This window comes from Nocardia sp. NPDC050175 (genome assembly GCF_044459885.1).
Taxonomy (GTDB): Bacteria; Actinomycetota; Actinomycetes; order Mycobacteriales; family Mycobacteriaceae; genus Nocardia.
Genome location: NZ_JBITJI010000001.1, coordinates 838,293 through 857,566, shown reverse-complemented (window position 1 = coordinate 857,566; position 19,274 = coordinate 838,293). Strand labels below are relative to the sequence as shown.

The window sequence follows — 19,274 nt, the reverse complement described above, 5'->3', positions numbered from 1 at the left end:
CGGTTCGGGGCATAGTCAGCCGTCGTGACGGATCCTGTCGGTAATGTCGATCTTCGTGCTGATATCGGCCGGGTAGCGGCGCGGGAGGATCTGGGGTCGCACCGAAGAACTTACGCGGCAGCGCAACCCGATGTTCGGCGGTATGTCATCGAAGGGATTGCCACGCTCATCGCCGCTGTGGTGGCGGTGCTCGGTTTCGTGAGTGGTGTTGCGGTGGTGGCCATTGTCGGCGTGACAGGCCTGCTGATGGTCGGTGGTCGGCTGCTGTGGGATCTGTTGTGGCTGGCGTATGTACAAGGGCGGAACCGGCGTATTCGACTGGATCTGTACGAGCGCGGTCTCGTGGTGGTCGTCGGAGGTAAGCCCCGGTGCGTTCGCTACGACACCACTACGTTGCGGCGCAATATCGTCGAGCACGCCAATTCTCCTGCGCCGAACCAGGTCTCGTACGCCTACACCCTGATCGACACGCTCGGTGAGCCGATTGTGTTGCGGCACGGGATCGAACGTCCGGAGGAGTGGGGTTCGGCGATCGATCAGGCGATCACCGAGGCGCAATTGCCCACGGCCGTCGGCGTGCTGGAGTCGGGTGGGTGCCTGGACTTCGAGTACTTCTGGATGACCAGCGCCGAGATCGGCGCGGGGGACCGGTCGGAGCTGTGGTCGCGGGTGACCGATGTCGTGTTGAGCAAAGGGTGGGTCAGCGTCGATGTGGCGGGGGAGTCGACGCCACTGGAATCGCTTCCGGTGAGCTTGATTCCGAACTTCACGATCTTCCGCACGCTGGCGGCGCGACTGCGGGCCGAGCACGCGCGCTCGTAGGCCGTAAAAGACGCGTCAAAGCTTCGCGGATCGGCGGCCGGTCAATTGTGGTGCCGTCAGCGGCGTGTGTGCCGCCTGAGCTGGAATGTCGATGAGAAGCGTTGTACCGCAGCGCATGTCAGGGATTCGTCAATTCGGCGCCGCGGACCTTTCCGGCGCGGTCCGCCGCTGAGATCGTCGAAATTCGGATTGTTGGTGAAGGGAACAGGTGTGGCGTCGAAGGTTGGGGTGACCCCGGATGAATTACGTAGCGCGGCAGGGAAAATGGGCGCGCTGCGGGATCGGATGAACGACATCCTGAGCACCCTGGAGAGCTCACTGTCGACCAAGGGGCCGGCCTGGGGCGGCGACGGCTACGGCAGCACCTTCGCCGACGGCCCGCAGGGCTACGTGGCGGCGCACAAGAACCTCTCCAAAGGCATCGGCAATACCGCCAAGACCCTCGATTCTTATTCCGACGGGCAGTACAAAGCGGCGGAGCTGCTGGCTCGAATGGACCGGCGGTAGCTCGACTCCTGCTGATAACGCGTGTCTATCACCATGCCCAGCGAGCTGCAATGGCTCGGCTGGGTCGCCGGATCGGACTGGCCCGACGGCGACGAAGACAAGATGTGGGCCATCGCCGCCGACTGGCGCAAGGCCGCCGCCGATATTCGTGAGCTGCTACCAGATTTGGCTGCCGCCAAAAAAGCGGCCATCGAGGCGTATCCCTGGGGCGAGGGCATCGAGGCGATGACCGCCGCGCTGGACAAGCTGGACCGTGGCCCCGAGTCACTCGAGGAATTGGCCGACATCCTGGACTCGGTCGCGGAATCCGCGGACGCCCTGGCCACCGAGATCGAGTACACCAAGATCCTCGTCATCAGCTCGCTGGCCATGCTGGCCTTCGAAATCGCTGCGGCCTGGTTCTTTCCACCGACCGCGCCACTGGTCGAAGCGGCGGCCGTCGGCGCGACCAGGTTGGCGGTGCGGCTGCTCGGTCAGCGGGCGGTTACCGCCATCGCTCGATTCGCCGCGAAGACTGGTCTCGCCGCACTCGCCAAGTTCACGGCGAAGCACGTCGTCTTCAGCACCGTGCTCGGCGCGGGTCAAGACCTCGCGATCCAGGGATACCAGGTCGGGGCCGGGCATCGCGACAGCATCGACTGGAACCGCGTCGGCACGACCGCCTACACCGCCGCGGCGGCGGGTGCGATCGGCGGGCCGGCCGGGGGACTGCTCGGTAAGGGGGCAGCGAAAGTTCCTCTGCCAGGCGGGCGTTGGGGTGGTGCGCTCAAAGGTGCGGCCGTCGGCGCTGGCTCGGGCATGGTCGGCGCGGTCGGCGCGTGGGGTGTCGGCGGCATCGCCAATGGGTGGACCTGGGACCCGCGACTGCTGACCGGCGGTGCGTCATACGGGATATTGACGGGTGGCAGCAAGGGTTTTCGCCATTCCCCATCAGGGCATGGGCCTGGCGCAAGGGGATTCAACGCGCCGGATGCCGCACGTTTCGGCGGCGACGGCAGTTCGCCGCGGGTCCGACCGGCAAGCGGTGCCGAGGGCGGCCCGCGGAACAGCACCGACAGTGGTGCCACGTCCCACACTGCGGATCCGTCGAACAACGGGAATGAGACCAGCGGATCGACCACCACCGGCAATCATCCGGGGGAGTCGTCGAGCAACACTCGGAATCAGCCTGAATCCCAGTCCAATACGAATTCCGGAGCGCGCAACGGTGAAAGCCGTGCCGGTATACCCGAGACCAATCCAGGCAGAGGTACGCACGAGGCAACACCAGCGCAGACCGGAAACAATGAGTCCGGAATCATCGCCGGGCCCAAGGAATCTCACGTCACGCCCTCGAACGGGCACAGCAGTGAGGCCCCTCCGTCGCCCACCCACGCCGGGCAGGACAGCGGCACGCCGCCGGTTCCCCAGTCGCAACATGCGGCCGACCTGAACGGGCAACGCGGTGTTGACACCGCCTCGCCGACCCACGCCGGGCAGGATAGTGGCACGCCGCCGGTTGCCGAGTCGCAACATGCAGCCGACCCGGACGGGCAGGGCGGTGTTGACACTTCTTCACCGACCCACGCTGGTCAGGACAGCGGGACGCAGCCGGTCGCCGAGCCGCAACGTAACGTGGACCCGACCGGGCATACGGGCGAGGACACGAATTCCGTTACGGCGCAGGGAGATGGCGCGCGGTCGGAGCCGGTGCAGCAGCACCGGGAGGTGCCGTCCGGCGAGTCGCGCGAGTCTGCGTCTGGCGATATGAAAGCCACTCCGCTGGAACAAACCTCGCCTATCGGCGGCGAGAACAAGTCTCTCGGCTCCGAAGTCGGCGGCTCGACGAGTACCGGCGGCGAGCACCCTGTCGGTGCGGGCGGTCAGCGGGGTGTCGAGCATCCGATCGGCACGGTCCAGTCGCCGACTACATCGCATCCGCCCGGCCCGGCTCGATCATCGGAAGGCAGCCAATCACACTCTGCGGCAACGGCGTCCGCCGGCGGCGACGGAAGCCATCCGAAATCGACAGTCAGCACGGACGGCACCCAGTCGAAGCCGTCGGTGAAGGCGGCCGAACCGTTGACGCCACGAGCGGGCAGTGCTGAATCGCGTGCGGCCGGTTCCGAACCGCGTGCGGGTAGCCCCGAACGCGGCGCCTCGACCGGAGCCGAGGCGCCGATCGAGGCGAACTCCACCGGCGAGAAGGCGTCCGAAACCCACACTCCTGGAACGGAACAGTCGCGCCCCGAGTCTCGTGCGAATGGCGAGGAACAGCCGCAGAACGCGGCGGAGGCGAAACGACCCGCAGAGATGTCGGATTCGACTCGCGAGAAGTTGCGCGGACTAGGTGTCGATCCGGCGGCCATGACAGCCGAACAGGTACAGCGCGCCGGTATGGATGCTGTGATGCGTCGCCTGTCGGAGCTCACCGGTTCGATGGCCGACCTGGACACCGCCGGTTTGCCGCCGAACGAACACTTCGCCGAGCGCAAGGCCCTGCAACGGCAGATCGATGAGATCCTCGCCCTGCGAAAAGATCTCCGATCTGGATTCGGGCAACAGCACAACGCGGCTACCGGGAAACCGGTTGCCACCCATCAGCCGGAAACCCTATCGGGAGCCGAGAATACGTCGAAGCCAGCCGGAGAGCGCGCACCGGTGGAGGCCAAGCAGCCTGCCGAGGTTGTCGAATCGACCCGCGAGAAAGCGCGAGCGCTCGGCATCGATCCCGAAGGCATGACACCAGAGCAGCTGCGGCAGGCAGGCGAGGAGGCTTTCGCGCGCCGGGTCGCCGAGTTCGCGGACCGGACCGCCGCGCTCGAAGGGGCGGGGCTGCGACCGAACGAGCTACTCACACAACGGATGGAGATGCAACGGCAGATCGACGAGTTCCTCACGCAGCGCAGAGATTTCCGATCGGAATTCGAGCAGTATGGGAAACCCGCTGGGGCGGAAGGGAATCCCCCCGCTGAGCCGCCCACAACCCCGGAGCCGCAGCCGCGCGCTGAGCCCGAGCCGCCGCCGACTCCGGAACCGGCCGGTCGGCAATCGCCAGACGGTGAGCAGGCACCGACTGGCGACCAGACACCCGCCGCAGAACCCAGCCCGGAGCCCCACCCCACGCCTGAGGCCGAGCGGAAGCCCGACGAGTTCCCCGACACGACATCAAAGATCCCTTACACGCCAAGATACTTCGGCGTACCCCCGATCCCCGAATACGAGGCCCCAGTACCTCCAGACGACGCTGTGTGGGAACCCGAGCCCGAGCCGGAACCTGAGCCCGAGCCCGAGCCCGAGCCCGAGCCGGAACCCGAACCTGAGCCTGAGCCTGAGCCCGAGCCCGAGCCGGAACCCGAACCTGAGCCTGAGCCTGAGCCTGAGCCTGAGCCCGAGCCCGAGCCCGAGCCCGAGCCCGAACCGGAACCCGAGCCGGAACCCGAGCCCGAGCCCGAGCCGGAACCCGAACCTGAGCCTGAGCCTGAGCCGGAGCCAGGACCCGAGCCGGGGCCGGAACCTGAGCCGGAACCCGAGCCCGAGCCGGAACCCGAGCCTGAGCCTGAGCCTGGGCCTGAGCCTGAGCCTGAGCCGGAGCCAGGACCCGAGCCGGGGCCGGAACCTGAGCCGGAACCCGAGCCCGAGCCGGAACCCGAGCCCGAGCCGGACCCCGGGCCTGAGCCGGAGCCGGGACCCGAGCCCGAACCCGAGCCCTGGCCCGAACCCGAACCCGAACCCGAACCCGAACCCGAACCCGAACCCGAACCTGAGCCGGAGCCGGAGCCAGGACCTGAGCCGGACCCTGACCCCGAGCCCGAGCCCGAGCCCGAGCCCGAGCCCGAGCCCGAGCCCGAGCCGCAGCCGCAGCCGCAGCCGCAGCCGCAGCCGCAGCCGCAGCCGCAGCCGCAGCCGCAGCCGCAGCCGGAACCCGAACCCGAGCCGCAGCCCGAACCTGAGCCGGGACCTGGACCTGGACCTGGACCGGAGGCATGGCCGATGCCGATGCCGGACTGATGCCGGAGCCGGAGCTGAGGCCGAAACCTGAACCCAAGGCCGGACCAGAACCGGAATCGGGACGAGAGCCGGAACGTGCGTCTCGTCCCGGGCCTGCGCCTGGTGCGAAACCAGAAACTGTGCCGTCGGCGGAACCGAAGCCTGATCCGGAACCGTGTGACGAGACCGATGGGGCAACTCCGGCCGTTCCGCCCATCCCTTCGGGTGGCGGCGACAGCTGAGGAATACCGCCGGGGTGTTAAGGACCGTGGAATCCTGGTGTGTCGTGGCCTGTTTCGGTTTACGGTCGGTTGGTGGGCCTAGCGGTCGGGCTGGTCGGTATCACCCTGTTCCTCGTATCAGGGTTGGTCTGGACGGCCTATCTCGTCTGTGCGGGCAACCTGGATGCGCAGGCTTTGGCCGAGAAAATGGCTGTGCCGCAGCCGAGTTCGGCGCTGGACTGGCCGGAGCTGCACGTGCAGGCGGTGGTGGCGCAACCCGATCAGGAGTCGCTCGTGCTGTTGCACGTCGACTGGCCCGCGTTTCCGCAGCGGAATGCGACCCTGCTGGTGTCGCTGGACGAGGGTGATCCGCGATCGCTGCTGGTGCTCTCGCAGTGGTGCGCGTGCCAGGCATCGGTGTCGCCTGCGCGACCCTGCGGCGAGATGATGGAACTGCGCCGCCGTCAAAGTCTGCAACGAGTGTCGGGCGTGCTCCTCGCGGAAAGCCCCTGGCCGAATTGCTAACCGCTACTGCGAGGTTCGGCGTTCCCCGCGAATCCGCGCGCTCGACTAACTCGCCGCGAGGTTGCCGAATGCTCGCCGGTAATTGCGCGGCGGCGTGCCGATTTGGCGGATGAAGTGGTGGCGCAGGTTGACGACCGATCCGAAACCACTTTCCGCGGCAATACGGTCCACCGATAGATCTGTTGTCTCCAGCAGGTACTGGGCGCGATGAACCCGAGCCGCCAGCAGCCAGTTCAGCGTGGTTGTGCCGAGCTGGGTTCGGAACCGCCGCTGCAGGGTGCGGACGCTGAGTCCGGCGTGGTTCGCGATCTCGCTCAGCGTGAGCGGCCGGGCGAGGTTGTGCTCGATCCAGTCCAGTACGGGTTGCAGCGCGGTGGCGTTCTGTGGCGGCAGGTACTGGGGAATGAATTGCGCTTGGCCGCCGTCGCGTTGCAGCGGCATCACCAACAAGCGTGAAGTGTCGCTGGCAACGGCTGAACCGTAATCGCGTCGCACTAGATGCATGCACATATCGAGCCCAGCGGTCGCGCCTGCCGAGGTGACGACCGTGTCGTTGTCGACGAACAGCACGGTCGGATCCACCTCGACGAGTGGGTAGCGCCGGGCGAGTTCGTCGCAGAAGAGCCAGTGGGTAGTCGCCCGCATGCCATCCAGGAGTCCCATCGCACCGAGTGCGAACGCGCCGGTGCAGATCGACGCCACTCGCGCGCCACGGTCCGCGGCGCGTAGCACGGCAGTAACCAGCCGAGGATCGAGCGGCTCGATATGGTCCGGCGTCGTGGGCTGAAAGATGCTCGCCGCGGCCGGAATGATCACCGTGTCTGCTTGCTCGATTGTTGTCAACGGCCAGGTGGTCTGCAGCATCCCGGCCGGATGGCCCGAGGCCAGCGCGACGGTGGGTTCACCGCAAAATCGCACGTCGTAGCCGGGACTGCCATCTGGAAGCCGAACCGCAGCGAAAAGCTGCCCACCCATCGCCATATCAAAGGTGTTGACCCCGGCGGGAACGACGATCGCGACCATCCGCATGTCGTGATCCTACTGATAACCGACCAGATAGCTACTCGTTTGCTGTCTCGATCTGACGACATCATGGACAACCGACCAGTAAGGCCGGGTCAGGACGAAGGGAGCACGTGATGACCAGCACACCAACCGGCGATCACGCCGACACCGGCGCTCGCCAGAAACGCCGCCGCAGCGCCACGCTAAGCCTGAACCGCGTCCGGCCGCGCAATATCGCGGTGGTCATGGCGGCAACCCTCGTCGTGCTCGGGTTGAATACCGAAGTGGCCGTTGCGGATCCGGAGCCGACCTCGCGCGCCTCCGACACCATTGGATACGGTCCCGAACTGCGCGACGAAGCCGCGGCCTTCGCCTATGGCCTCGCCTTCCCGGATGCGGCACCCCAGGGCGCCAACGATTGGTCCTGCAAACCGGACGAGGCCCACCCGCGCCCGGTTGTCCTGGTGCACGGCACCTGGGCCAACGCCTACGGTGCCTACGCCTCGATGTCCCCGCAGCTCAAACAGGCCGGGTACTGCGTGTTCACGTTCAATTTCGGCCGTCCCGTCGTTCGAGGCCAAGGACTCGACGCCCTGCTGCCCGGCGCCACCGGCGACATCGAGGAGTCGACCAAACAGGTCGCGACCTTCGTCGACCGCGTCCTTGCCGCCACCGGTGCCGACCAGGTCGACATGATCGGGCACTCACAAGCCGCCCTGGAGACCCGCATGTACCTGAAGTATGAGGGCGGCGCGAATCCCGAAGATCCCGCACGGAACAAGGTGAAACACCTCATCACCTACGGCGGCACCAATCACGGCACCTCACTCGACAGTTTCGCCACGCTGATGTTGGCCGTCCAAGCGAAACTGCCGCCGGGCAGCATCGATCTGCACGAACCGTTCACCCAGGTACTCGGCGCGGGCGGAGTTCAGCAGGTGTACGACTCGAAGGTCGTCGCCAAGGTGAACGAGGGCGGCGACACGGTTCCCGGCGTGGACTACACCATCGTCGGCGGGATCTACGACGAGGTGTCCACCCCGTTCGACAAGACGTTCCTCACCGCCGGACCAGGAGCCACAGTCAACGACGTTGTCCTGCAGGACGGCTGCCCACAGGACATCTCCGACCACAACTCTATGCTCTACTCGCCACGGGCGATATCCATCGCGCTGCACGCACTCGATCCCGTTGCCCATCCCGACCTGGTCTGCAGCGTCAACCCCTGGCTGATCTGAATTCCCGTTGACCGGCAACGGTTTTCGTGACTGGCACGCCGCCGGATCGACCAACGATCCGGCGGCGCCCGGCCGGTTTACGGCACGGAGAGCGTCGCGAAACCGGGCGTGACCGTTCCGCCCTGCCGCGGACTGACCATGACGACGACCTGTCCGGCACCGGTGGCCATCGACACCTGGGCCGGAATCCCATTCAGACCGTCGGAAAGCTGTGCGGAGCCGGTCGCGCCGGTCGACAAGTTGACCCACTGCACGGGTGCCATGAGCAGACAGCCCCATCCGCCAGGCTTGCCACCGGTAATCACCACCACGCCGGATTGGTCACCGACCACCGCCGCACACTGAATCGCGGGTACATCGAAACTGCCGTTCGGATTTCCGAAGGGAGCCGGGTTGATCTGAAACGGAACGATCACCGGCGCCGCGGTAGCAACACCAGCGGTCGACAACCCGGACGCGACGACAAACACCGCGCCCAAACCAAGCTTGCGAGCGAAAGTCAGCACAGCGATCTCCTGGAACGTTGGCGGAACCCGACCCGAATGTCGCCGAGCATATCCGTCCTCGGCCGAGTTCATGCCCTGATTTCCGGGGCAGGAACCAGCTGATGCCGCGCCGTTGGCCGAAACCCCGCGCCGAGCGATCGAAGACATGATCGACGCGTAACTCGTTGCCGGTGGCAGAATCGTGCGGTGACAGCTGCCAGAACTGCCCGCCACCAACGGCTCTCGGCATTCCTGGTGTCCCGCAGCGATTTCGAGCTCGCTGCGCTGGTCGACGCCGGTCGCGTCGTAAGCGTGGGTGTGGGTGGTGGCTCGGCAGTCCTCGTCGTCGACGGCGTACCGGTGTTCACCAAGCGGATCCCATTGACCGATCGGGAGGTCGCCAACCAAGGCTCCACGGCGAACCTGTTCGACCTGCCGCTGTTCTGTCAGTACGGTATCGGCGGCCCAAGTTTCAACGCATGGCGCGAGCTGGCGGCGAACATCATCGTCACCGAAGCCGTGCTGGGCGGCGAGACGCAGTCGTTCCCGATGCTCTACCACTGGCGGGTACTACCTGGCCGGTCGCCGATCGCAGCCGAACACGCCGACATCGGCACCGTCGTCACCGCCCAGGGTGGCTGCCCGGCCGTGCGGACCCGTCTCGAAGCGCTAGCCGCCGCACCGTGCAGCCTCGTGCTGTTCTGCGAGTACATCCCGTACTCGATGTCGGACTTGCTGCGCGAGAACCCGGCCGGCAAGGCCTCCGCAGTCGAGCGTCAGTTTTCCGAGATCGTGACATTTCTGCGGGATCGGGAGTTGCTGCACATGGACGGGCACTTCGACAACATGCGCACCGACGGAACCAGGATCTATCTCAGCGACTTCGGACTGGCCACATCGCCGCAATTCGACCTGTCGTCCGCTGAGCGCGACTTCACCGAACAACACATCACTCATGACGCCGACTATGCCGCGATGCGACTGGTCAACTGGCTGGTAACCGATGTCTGCGGGGTACCGACACCGTCCAGCGGCGGCTCAGTCGCCCGCAACGACTACGTACTCCAGTGCGCCGCTGGCCGCATGCCGGATGACGTGCCACCGAAGGTCGCCGCGATCTTGACCCGCCATGCACCCGCCGCCGCGAAGATGAACGCCTTCTACTGGAAACTCTTCGCCGGCGACATCCACGCGGAGTACCCGGCTGGCTAACTGCGCACCAAACCCCTCGTACTCGTCGACGGAGTACTGCCATCCAGAAGGTGTGCGGCTACGAATGCTCATTCGACAACGATCATCCGGGCGGCCGAGCTACCTCACGTCTACCGGTAGGTGAGAGCCGCGTATGTGTTGAAAGGGAGCAGTTGATGAATCGAAGTGACCTGAGCAGGCGTATGGCTGCTCTGGCCGGGGTGGCCGCAGTCGTTTCCGGAGCTTCCGGGCTGGTTCCGGCGGTCGCGAACGCCGCCAAAGGGGAAGTCACGATAACTGGCAAAAGCTTCAACGGCTCAGAAACAGTGAAAAAAACCTACACTCCCGAAGCCGGTCCCAAATGCTACGAAATAGAGCAGAACGTCTATAAACGGCCGATCACCATCGTCAACGAAACCGACAAGCCAGTGGAATACGCACTGGGCGATGGCACTTGCGCGGGTGAAGAGGCTCTGAATTCAGAGTCCGAACCAGAGCAGCAGATGGGTACGCTCGCGCCGGGCGCTAAGACACAGATCAGTTGGGACTACGGTTTCGCGTTCGTTATTCCCGGGAATTCCTGAGTCTGATGGGGTTGGCAGCGTCTGGATCACCAGCTGCTCCCTCGGGGTTGATCGCACCGGCTGACCCGCTACCGGGTCGAGTGTCTCCGGCGTTGGCTGCTCCGTTGTGTCGGTTCCGTGACTTCTTGGGCGCCGCCACGGCCGATCGGCTACTCGAGCGACTCACTGTTGGTGAGGGCGAGGATCCAGCACCGGCCGATCTCGGGGTTTTGGCCCTCGCGATCGGCCGGGTTGCCGGCACAGTGTGCGATCTACTGGGTGTAGATCCTCCGTCGCAGTCCCCGCTCCGCTTCGCCGTGGTGACAGGTGATGATCAGGGACAGCCGGACGCCGCCATTTCATCCGGTGCGGGGCAAACTCTTCCGCAGGTGAGCTTCGTTTATTGGCTGCATATCAGGCCTCGCCGCTTCTGCGGTGGTCAGCTGCGCGTCTATGATGTCGGATTCCGCGATGGCCATCCCTCACTCGATGCCGAGTACCGCGATTGCCCGGTCGAGCACGACACCGTCGTGTTCTTCCCCGCTACCTTCTACTCCGAGCTGCGCCCGGCGACCCGGCCGCCTGAACTGCGACCGATGAACGCGCCGCTCGAGGATCTACCAGGGTCTCGATTCGCCGTACGCGGATCGATCGCGTGACCCGCCCGCAAAATACCGGCACCGCAGCGCAAGAGACGAAGGCGAACGGCTGTCCGGTATTGACGATCGGTATCGTCGCGCCCGACCATCAGATGCACGACATCGCGGTGACATTGGGGGCGCTGAACTACAGCGGCCGACTCGAGATCCTGATCGTCAATAGTGGGACCCCGGACCGATCTGAGTTCGATCTCGTGCGCGGGCAGATCAGTACTGCCACGAATGTGCGTTACGTGCTGTGGCAGCCGGGGACCGCGGCCGTAAACACCATCTTCACCGAGGCCGGCGCCGAGTGGGTGTTATTCCTCAGACCAGGGACACGGCTCCACCTCTCCGCACTGACCGGCCTGGTGGAATTCGCCACCACCCATCCTGAATACGCGGACCTGCTGCAAGGCCCGATGAGCACAGACCCGCAATCCCCCGACTACACCGAGTTGGCACCGGTATGGCATCACGGCCGATTCGGAGTCCCCGCTGAACCGCACTCACCGAATCCGACGGCACAAATAGTAGAGGTCGGAATGCAAGACCTCGGAGTTTTCGCCTGCCGCAAAGATTGCTGGCCTGGCATCGACCCTCGGCTGGGGATGAGCGAAGGCCCACCCGGTTACCTTCATAAAAAATTCCGCGCCCGCGGACACCGAACTCTGTGTCTGCCGTTCCTGCGATGGAACAACACCGCAACCCACATCGCACAGCACCCGACCCACGACGCAGAGCAGTTCTTCCGATATCTGTTGTGCTGGGAGGACACCGGCGAAGCCGTCGAACCGATCCTGGCGCACTTCACCGAACGTCGCGGAGAATTCTGGGTCGAACAGCATCTCGCCCATTGGCAAGCGGGCCGCGATGATCCCTTCGACGCCTTCGATGCCATGGTCTGCATCAACTCCGACCGCCAGCCGGAACGCTGGTCGCGGGTCACCGCACGCTTCGCCGCACTGGGCATCGCGGGCAAGGTGCAACGCCTGCCCGCGACCCTCACACCCCAGCGCTACCCCATCGGGTGCGCGCTGTCGCACCGCCGTGCCGTCGCCATGGCCCGGCAACAAGGGATGGACAACATCCTGGTTTTCGAAGACGACGCCGTATTCCTCCAAGGCACGACCTGGGTGTTGCGCCACAGCGTCCGCGAACTGATGGCCCTGCCGTGGAAATTGTTCTACCTCGGCGGTTTCTACTCCGACCAGAAGAATCCCCTCGGCACCGACGGTCCCGCACCAGCCGGAACATTCCTCCGTCACGCGCCCGGACTCGTCTGTCTACATGCCATCGCCTACCACCGACGGGTATTCGACCAGATCCTCGACGAACTACCCGCCGACCCCGACGCGATGGGCGATTTCCTCGACGGCTACGGCGGCCACATCGACGTCTACTATGCCGAAACCTTCAACGACGGCGTCTACCGCGCCTCCCCGACCATCGCCACCCAAGAAAGCTACATCCACCTCGAACACCCCTACCTCCGCGACCAATTCCTCGCCACCCCAACCCCCGAAACGAACACGCCACACAACATTCCGGCCTGGTAACCGAGGAGGCAAGCCTCCAGAGCTGATAGGACTTGCTGTCGGAGGGTGCCGATACATTGGCCGCAGAAGTTGATCATCACCATCGAGCCTGGCTCGGTATCAGAAGGAGTTCCCGTGAACGCCCCCACCGGCTTTGCCAACGTCGTCTACCCAGCTGCGGATCTGGATGCGAGCGTTGCGGCTTTCACAGGAATGCTCGGCGCCGCGCCCGTCTTCCGCACCGAGGACTATGCGATGTACGCAATCGGTGTCGCGCTGTCGTCCAAGCCGTGGGTGCACCAGCCGCTGCCGTTCTGGACAGTGGTCGACATCGTGGCGACTCATGCCGCGATGGTGGCTCTCGGCGCCACGGCGCTGGGCGAAATCGCCGACGGGTCGCTCGCCGAGATCGGTTCTGCGCCTGTCGTCAATGGCGATCCAGAGACCGGCATCGTCGATATGCCCGGAAACCGTCTGGCAGTGCTCAAAGCCATCGACGGGAACCTGATCGCCATCAATCAGCCGGTCGGCTGGTAACCGTTGTCCCGCTGCCGCTGAGATTCGCCGACAACAGTCGGGATACCCGGAAGCTTCCACTCACCGGCCTGTGCACACGTCGGGAAGTGTTGTCAGCCAACTAATTTAGACGGTCGACGCGCGCTCGGCGGCATTTCCGGATGTTCTGAGCCGCAGTGACTCTGGTACGTCTGCCACCGTGGAGGCTCGCATGATGACTACTGTTTTCGGTGTGAAGCTCGGTTGACGACACAGCAGCAGCGTGCTCAGGGGCGCGCTGAGTGGCAAGCACAGTTCGACACTGCACTAAAAATCGCCGAGTTCACTGATCTGGTGACCGAGAACGATGCCGTCCCCGGCCGCTACCGCGCCACCGTCTCGCTGCATCGTCCCAGTGGCAAGTGGCTGATCGATCTCTGGCCCGTACAGGGCTATCTGAATGCCGAGGAGCTTCGAGACTTCGCCGAAGCGGTGATCGCAGCGGTGAGATCAGGCCAAGACTTCACGACCGAATTCCAGAGCCGTTGTCGTCATCAAGACCCGTTTTTCGTGAGTATCGGTGCCGAGCGCGAGAACGAGGGCGGGTGACGCCGAACTCGTCGGTCATGTGCGGTAAAGCTCGGTAAGAAGCTCGAGCACGGTGCGGGTGGCCGGGTGGGGGTCGTCGCGCCACCAGACCAGTCGTACGGCGACCGGTTCGGCGTCGCGTACCGGCAGGTAGACGATGCCGGGCCGGGGATATTGGTCAACGACGGACTGCGCGGTAACCCCCACGCAGCGGCCGGTGGCGATGACCGTGAGCCAGTCGTCGATATCGCGGCTCTCCTGTTCCGCGGGGCGCGCGTTCGCTGGCCACAAATCCGCGGTGGTCGTTCCGGTGCGCCGGTCGACGAGCAGGACGCGGCTGCTGAGATCGGCCAGATGCACCGAGCGGCGCCGCGCCAGCGGGTCGGAGGCGGCCAGCGCGCACCAGCGCGCTTCCAGGCCCACGATGGCGCCCTCGAAGCGGCGGTCTTCCAGCGGCCTACGGATGACCGCAAGGTCCGCGGTGCCCTCGGCCAGGCCTGCGCTCGGAGAGTTGATGCGAAGCAGGTGCAGTTGCGTCTCCGGGTGAGATTCCCGCCACCGGTGTTGAAAGGCGAGTGTGAGTCGGCCGAGGGCCGACCAGGAGTGGCCGATCCGCAGTTCGATGTGACCCGATGTCGCGTCCTGTACCAGGTGGTCGACCTCGGTCAGCACGCGCCGGGCGTGCGCCACGACGCGTAGTCCGATCGCAGTCGGCGAGGTTTCGCGGGACGTACGTCGCAGCAGCCGTACACCGAGACGCTGCTCGAGCGCCGAAAGTGTGCGGGAGACCGCAGCCTGTGAGACACCAAGAGCGATCGCGGCGTCGGTGAACGTGCCCTCGTCCACAATCGCGACGAGGCAGCGCAACTGACGCAGCTCGACATCCATAACCAAATCGTATAGCCAGTACGGTCCATGCATTTTGCGCATGCCCCATCGCGGCACACGATCGATGCGTGCAAACAGGCCACACTCGCCCAGCAGACCGCGCGGTCCTGCCCACGAAGCGAGGCGCCGTGCCCATAGCCGGGGTTTGCATGATGCTCGCCAGCGGCCTTTCGACCCAGCTCGGCGCCGCGATCGGGTCGCTGGCCTTCCCGGTGCTCGGCCCGGTCGGCGTCGTCGCGGTCCGCCAGTGCGTCGCGGCGGCGGTGCTGCTCATCCTCGGCCGGCCCCGGCTTCGGTCCTTCACGCGGCGCCAGTGGGGGCCGGTGCTGCTGCTCGCGGCCGTCTTCGGTGTGGTGAACCTGTCGCTCTATACCGCGATCGACCGGATCGGTCTCGGCCTGGCGGTGACCCTGGAGTTCCTCGGTCCCCTCACGATCGCGCTGGCCGGCTCGCGCAGACGCGTGGACCTGTGCTGTGCCGTACTTGCCGTGGCGGGAGTCGTCGTACTGATGCGCCCGCGCCCTACCGCCGATTACCTCGGCATGGGGCTCGCTCTGCTCGCCGCTGCCTGCTGGGCCGCCTACATCCTGCTCAACCGTTCCATCGGGAAGCGCATCCCCGGGGCACAGGGCACGGCCGCCGCGGCGGGGCTGTCCGCCTTGGTTTATCTGCCCATCGGAGCCGGCGTCGTGGTGCACCACACGCCTTCGGCAGGGGCGATCGGTGCGGCTGTTGCGGCCGGAATCCTCTCCTCCGCATTGCCGTTCCTCGCGGACTTGTTCACGCTGCGTCGCGTTCCCGCTGAGGCGTTCGGATTGTTCATGAGCGTCAACCCGGTGTTTGCCGCAGCCGTCGGCGTACTCGTTCTAGGACAGCAGCTCGACGTGGCCGCTTGGTTGAGCATCGCGGCGATTATCGCGGCCAACGCCATCAGCATCCGCGCGAAGCCGAGGCACCCTTGACGCCACGACGGTGTTCGACGTGCGCCGAGCAGCGCCCGTATCAAGATCACTCCATTACCGCAAGGAGCCTTCCATGCCCGGTGTCACGCTGACCGATCATCTCTTCTCCGTCCCCCTCGACCATGATCGGCCGGAAGGCGAGCACATCGAGGTCTACGCCCGCGCGGTCGTGGCCACCGGACGCGAGCGCGAGCGGCTTCCCTGGCTGCTGTTTTTGCAAGGCGGCCCCGGCCTGCTGCCGCCGCGTCCGGTCGGCCGGGACTCCTGGCTGGACCGCGCACTCGACGACTACCGCGTCCTACTGCTCGACCAGCGCGGCACCGGCCGCTCCACTCCGATCACTCGTCAAACGCTCCCGGCCCGTGGCGAGCTCGCCGCGCAGGCCGACTACCTCACCCATTTCCGCGCCGACGCCATTGTCCGCGACGCCGAACTGATCAGGCGCGAACTGACCGACGAACCCTGGTCGGTGCTCGGCCAGAGCTTCGGCGGCATGTGCACCGTCACCTACCTCTCGTTCGCGCCTGAGGGCCTGCGCGAGGCAATCATCACCGGCGGTCTTCCCGGTTTGCGCGTCACCGCCGACGAGGTCTACCGCGCCACCTATCCGCGCGTGCACCGCAAGAACACCGCCTACTATCGCCGGTACCCGCAGGACGCCGCCTCGGTCCGCCGCATCGCCGCGCACCTGATCGAGCGTCCGGCACCCATGCCGGACGGATCCTTACTCACCGTCGAGGCCTTCCAGTCGCTCGGGCTGATGCTCGGCATGAGCGACGGCGCGGACGTGCTGCACTACCTTCTCGAAGACACCTGGGCCGGAGCGGAGCTGTCCGACAGCTTCCTGGCCCGCGCCGCGGCTTTCCTCAGCTACGCCCAACGGCCGCTGAACCCGCTCATGCATGAACTCACCTACGCTCAGCGCGGCGCCGGAGCGACGAACTGGGCGGCTGAGCGGGTGCGCGGCGAGTTTCTCCAGTTCGACGCGCGCATGGCGTTGGCCGGGGACGAGCCGGTGCTGTTCACCGGCGAGATGACCTACCGGTGCCACTTCGACCAACCCTGTCTCGCGCCCCTGCGCGAGCCCGCCGAGGTGTTGTTCGCCCGCGAGGACTGGCCCGACCTCTACGATCCTCAGCGCTTGGCCGCCAACGAGGTCCCCGTCGCAGCCGCCGTCTACCTCGACGACATGTACGTCGATGCCACTTACTCGCTGCAGACCGCTGAGACCATCAGGGGCCTACGGCTATGGGCGACCAATGAGCATGAGCACGACGGTCTTCGCGTCAGTAGCGGACGCGTCCTCGACCGCCTGCTGCGAATGCTGCACGGCCAAATCTGAAGCGCAGCGCCAACCGGCTGAGAACCGCCACGTATCGGCGCCCTGTCCGCGGCTGCGTCGCTCGCTGGAGCGGGATTGACGTGGCGAAACGCGCGAGGGTCAAGCTCCATGCAGGCTATGAACTGGCTCGTTCTCTGTACAGCCCGCTCGTGTCGACACAGATGTGCGAGGTGCACGCTGCCCTGGTGGCGTATCGCCGTGCGGCGCAGCGGAATCGGCGAGATACCAAGGACATACTGCCGACATACTTCGCGCCGCTGTGGTGCTTCGAAGGGTTCTGGTTGCTCGGTGCCGAGGGCCGCCTCGCCCGCGCGGCAAGGATGGTCGCCAGTGGTAGCAAGTCCGGTGATCTGCTGACCCTCGCGGATCGGCCCGGCGAGCCTGTCGGACGTCGACGGAGCCAAGGGAAGTCCGCGCTGAGGACAGTGGGTCGATCAGGCGTTCCAGACGATCGAATAGTTGTCGGTGGGGGCTGCCACCATGACTCATATGGCGACAACCGATCCCCTTGCCCCATTTCAGTGGCTCAACGCATCCGAGAGCCAAGCGGACCCGCTGGGCGTGATCTTCAGCGTCGGCTTCTTCCGAAACCTGGACCCGTCGGAGGTGGTGCGCCGCTTCAGCAACGGCGACGACTCCGGCCAGGAGTCGGACTTCGAAGAGCTCAACGACAGGATGGTCGAGTTCCTCGGCAAGACTGTCGGCGCGGACGGCGGCGGTCACGTGGGCGTGTTTCGGGCCGGTGCATGGAGCGTGGCCATCGAACCGGACGGGTGGTCGATGACTGACCACAAGACGCTGGGGGAACTATCGCGAGACTGTGAGGTCCTGGCGATCACCCACCACGAATACGCCGAGGACAGCCTCGCGTACGCGATCGACGGCACGATTGTCACGGGCTACAAACCCTTGGACTGCCCCCACCTTCGACACGGCTCCGAGCCCGACCGGCTCAACGGGTTCATGCGGGAACTCGGCATGCCGCTGGACATGCGGGACGACGAGCACGATTGCGACGACGAGTACGAGAGTGATTGGGAGGACGACACCGACTACCTCTCGGCCGTGCCGAGAGCTTTCGCCTTGGCCGCGAAGGTCACCGGAGTGTCGTTTACGGCAGACATGCTGGACCAGCCCCTGCTCATCGGACCTATCGCCTACCGATACACCACCGCTTGACCCGGTGGGCTTGCTGGTACGGCCGGTGAAGTCGTAGAACGCACCTCGGTCCGCTCTACATCCATCTGCCGGGCGACGTAGTCGACCGCGGCGTCGGAGATCTCGGCCCCGGCGCGCGGAAACCGGCCCCGCTTGGTATAGAACCGCAGCATCAGCCCGAACCCGAGTTTCGTCGCGCCCCGCTTGGTCCAGCTGACGATTGCCGGGCCAGGATGGGGTTGCCGAAAATGCGGCGGATATGACGTAAGGCGTTACGGCTGAGGTTTCGGCCCGGCCGGGACCGCCGTCCTCGACGCACCCTCGCCCCGCGCTGCCGACGAGAAAGGGGCACAACGGAGTCGTTGTTGGCTCGTGACACGAAGTGTTGGGTATTCGTGGCGTCGGAGGCGGGAGGTTGATCCAACTCGGGCTGGTGGTCGCTCTTGTCGGGGACCGGCCCGGTGCCGGGGGTCACCGGCAGGGGCGCACGGCGCCCTTCCTGAAGGAAATGTTCACGCGCCCACCGTATCTGCCCATTTGAACGCGCGCATTATTTTCTGGCGGACCAGCTCACGAAGACGCTTGTCCTCGTTCGGATCCATGCCCTCGGCGACGAAGACAGCATCGGTAAACGAGTCGACGTCCGTAGGCGGCGACGCGCACAATCTGCTCTTTTCATCCACTGGCAGACAGAAACCCAGTTCGACGCACAGGTTGTCGAGCACGAATGCTACGTCTACGTCATCAGCACTCATACGCGGAAGTCTGCCCGAGAACGTCTCTGCTGGCCGAACCCCAACAAACCCCGCGGTCGACTGCGACTCTGGCCCGCCGGCCATCGCCTCGCGACCGCTTCGGCGGGAAGTTTCGGCTTGCTCCTGACGTACCGTCAGGTCCTAGCGTCGGCGGTACCAGCGCGAGGTGCGTCGGTGGAAGTGAGATGGAAGCGGATGGACGAGAAGGGAATCGAGCAGGTGTGGAAGGTCGGTGAGCTCGCGATCGAGGCCGGATTGACGGTTCGGACGTTGCATCATTACGACCGGATCGGGTTGGTGCGCCCAGCCAGGCGCACCGATGCCGGTCACCGGCGGAGAACCGGCCCGATATCTCCGCGAATCACTTCCTCGGATTGATCAGGA

At 65.6% G+C, this 19,274-nt stretch carries 19 protein-coding genes; 15 read left to right on the top strand and 4 right to left on the bottom strand.

The genetic code is table 11. The annotated features are described in order from the left end of the window. Positions 1-24 precede the first annotated feature (24 nt). From ACIBK2_RS03840 to ACIBK2_RS03825, 4 genes are all read left to right on the top strand, one after another. Entirely contained in the window at positions 25-822 is a 798-nt protein-coding gene (locus ACIBK2_RS03840) for a DUF6585 family protein (RefSeq protein WP_396963324.1), read from the top strand. Between the two features lie 210 nt (positions 823-1,032). After that, positions 1,033-1,329, top strand: a complete 297-nt coding sequence (locus ACIBK2_RS03835; RefSeq protein ID WP_396963322.1) for a WXG100 family type VII secretion target — start codon at positions 1,033-1,035, stop codon at positions 1,327-1,329. 21 nt (positions 1,330-1,350) lie between these two features. Next, a complete protein-coding gene (locus ACIBK2_RS03830; protein ID WP_396963320.1) occupies positions 1,351-5,319 on the top strand; it encodes a hypothetical protein in 3,969 nt (1,322 codons plus the stop codon). Between the two features lie 293 nt (positions 5,320-5,612). Continuing rightward, a complete protein-coding gene (locus ACIBK2_RS03825; RefSeq protein WP_396963318.1) occupies positions 5,613-6,044 on the top strand; it encodes a hypothetical protein in 432 nt (143 codons plus the stop codon). A gap of 45 nt (positions 6,045-6,089) precedes the next feature. On the opposite strand, the gene ACIBK2_RS03820 is transcribed toward ACIBK2_RS03825, so the two are convergent. Further along, the gene (locus ACIBK2_RS03820; RefSeq protein ID WP_396963316.1) at positions 6,090-7,073 is read right to left on the bottom strand and encodes a GlxA family transcriptional regulator; all 984 of its coding nucleotides are present in this window, start codon (positions 7,071-7,073) and stop codon (positions 6,090-6,092) included. Between the two features lie 110 nt (positions 7,074-7,183). Here ACIBK2_RS03820 and ACIBK2_RS03815 point away from each other — a divergent pair, with 110 nt between their 5' ends. After that, a complete protein-coding gene (locus ACIBK2_RS03815; RefSeq protein WP_396963314.1) occupies positions 7,184-8,287 on the top strand; it encodes an esterase/lipase family protein in 1,104 nt (367 codons plus the stop codon). 77 nt (positions 8,288-8,364) lie between these two features. On the opposite strand, the gene ACIBK2_RS03810 is transcribed toward ACIBK2_RS03815, so the two are convergent. Then, positions 8,365-8,790, bottom strand: a complete 426-nt coding sequence (locus ACIBK2_RS03810) for a hypothetical protein (protein WP_396964030.1) — start codon at positions 8,788-8,790, stop codon at positions 8,365-8,367. A 189-nt stretch (positions 8,791-8,979) separates the two neighbouring features. Here ACIBK2_RS03810 and ACIBK2_RS03805 point away from each other — a divergent pair, with 189 nt between their 5' ends. From ACIBK2_RS03805 to ACIBK2_RS03780, 6 genes are all read left to right on the top strand, one after another. Then, positions 8,980-9,984 (top strand): serine/threonine protein phosphatase, encoded by a 1,005-nt coding sequence (locus ACIBK2_RS03805; RefSeq protein ID WP_396963312.1) that lies wholly within the window; start codon positions 8,980-8,982, stop codon positions 9,982-9,984. Positions 9,985-10,139: 155 nt separating this feature from the next. Then, positions 10,140-10,547, top strand: coding sequence for a hypothetical protein (locus tag ACIBK2_RS03800; protein ID WP_396963310.1), 408 nt, complete (start codon positions 10,140-10,142; stop codon positions 10,545-10,547). A gap of 209 nt (positions 10,548-10,756) precedes the next feature. After that, the gene (locus ACIBK2_RS03795) at positions 10,757-11,185 is read left to right on the top strand and encodes a hypothetical protein (protein WP_396963308.1); all 429 of its coding nucleotides are present in this window, start codon (positions 10,757-10,759) and stop codon (positions 11,183-11,185) included. After that, on the top strand, positions 11,182-12,723 hold the full coding sequence (locus ACIBK2_RS03790; RefSeq protein ID WP_396963306.1) for a hypothetical protein: 1,542 nt from the start codon (positions 11,182-11,184) through the stop codon (positions 12,721-12,723). Before ACIBK2_RS03795 ends, ACIBK2_RS03790 begins: the two co-directional genes overlap by 4 nt. Before the next feature lie 114 nt (positions 12,724-12,837). Further along, entirely contained in the window at positions 12,838-13,239 is a 402-nt protein-coding gene (locus tag ACIBK2_RS03785) for a VOC family protein (RefSeq protein WP_396963304.1), read from the top strand. 222 nt (positions 13,240-13,461) lie between these two features. Further along, positions 13,462-13,806, top strand: coding sequence for a hypothetical protein (locus ACIBK2_RS03780; RefSeq protein ID WP_396963302.1), 345 nt, complete (start codon positions 13,462-13,464; stop codon positions 13,804-13,806). A gap of 15 nt (positions 13,807-13,821) precedes the next feature. On the opposite strand, the gene ACIBK2_RS03775 is transcribed toward ACIBK2_RS03780, so the two are convergent. Further along, on the bottom strand, positions 13,822-14,673 hold the full coding sequence (locus tag ACIBK2_RS03775; RefSeq protein ID WP_396963300.1) for a LysR family transcriptional regulator: 852 nt from the start codon (positions 14,671-14,673) through the stop codon (positions 13,822-13,824). Between the two features lie 149 nt (positions 14,674-14,822). On the opposite strand from ACIBK2_RS03775, the gene ACIBK2_RS03770 reads away from it, so the two are divergent. From ACIBK2_RS03770 to ACIBK2_RS03760, 3 genes are all read left to right on the top strand, one after another. Continuing rightward, on the top strand, positions 14,823-15,635 hold the full coding sequence (locus ACIBK2_RS03770) for an EamA family transporter (RefSeq protein WP_396963298.1): 813 nt from the start codon (positions 14,823-14,825) through the stop codon (positions 15,633-15,635). Between the two features lie 73 nt (positions 15,636-15,708). Next, positions 15,709-16,977 (top strand): alpha/beta fold hydrolase, encoded by a 1,269-nt coding sequence (locus ACIBK2_RS03765; protein ID WP_396963296.1) that lies wholly within the window; start codon positions 15,709-15,711, stop codon positions 16,975-16,977. Positions 16,978-17,466: 489 nt separating this feature from the next. After that, positions 17,467-18,156, top strand: coding sequence for a DUF6461 domain-containing protein (locus tag ACIBK2_RS03760; protein WP_396963294.1), 690 nt, complete (start codon positions 17,467-17,469; stop codon positions 18,154-18,156). 491 nt (positions 18,157-18,647) lie between these two features. On the opposite strand, the gene ACIBK2_RS03755 is transcribed toward ACIBK2_RS03760, so the two are convergent. Further along, positions 18,648-18,890 (bottom strand): hypothetical protein, encoded by a 243-nt coding sequence (locus ACIBK2_RS03755; protein ID WP_396963292.1) that lies wholly within the window; start codon positions 18,888-18,890, stop codon positions 18,648-18,650. A 174-nt stretch (positions 18,891-19,064) separates the two neighbouring features. On the opposite strand from ACIBK2_RS03755, the gene ACIBK2_RS03750 reads away from it, so the two are divergent. Then, a complete protein-coding gene (locus ACIBK2_RS03750) occupies positions 19,065-19,268 on the top strand; it encodes a MerR family DNA-binding transcriptional regulator (RefSeq protein ID WP_396963290.1) in 204 nt (67 codons plus the stop codon). Positions 19,269-19,274: the final 6 nt, after the last annotated feature.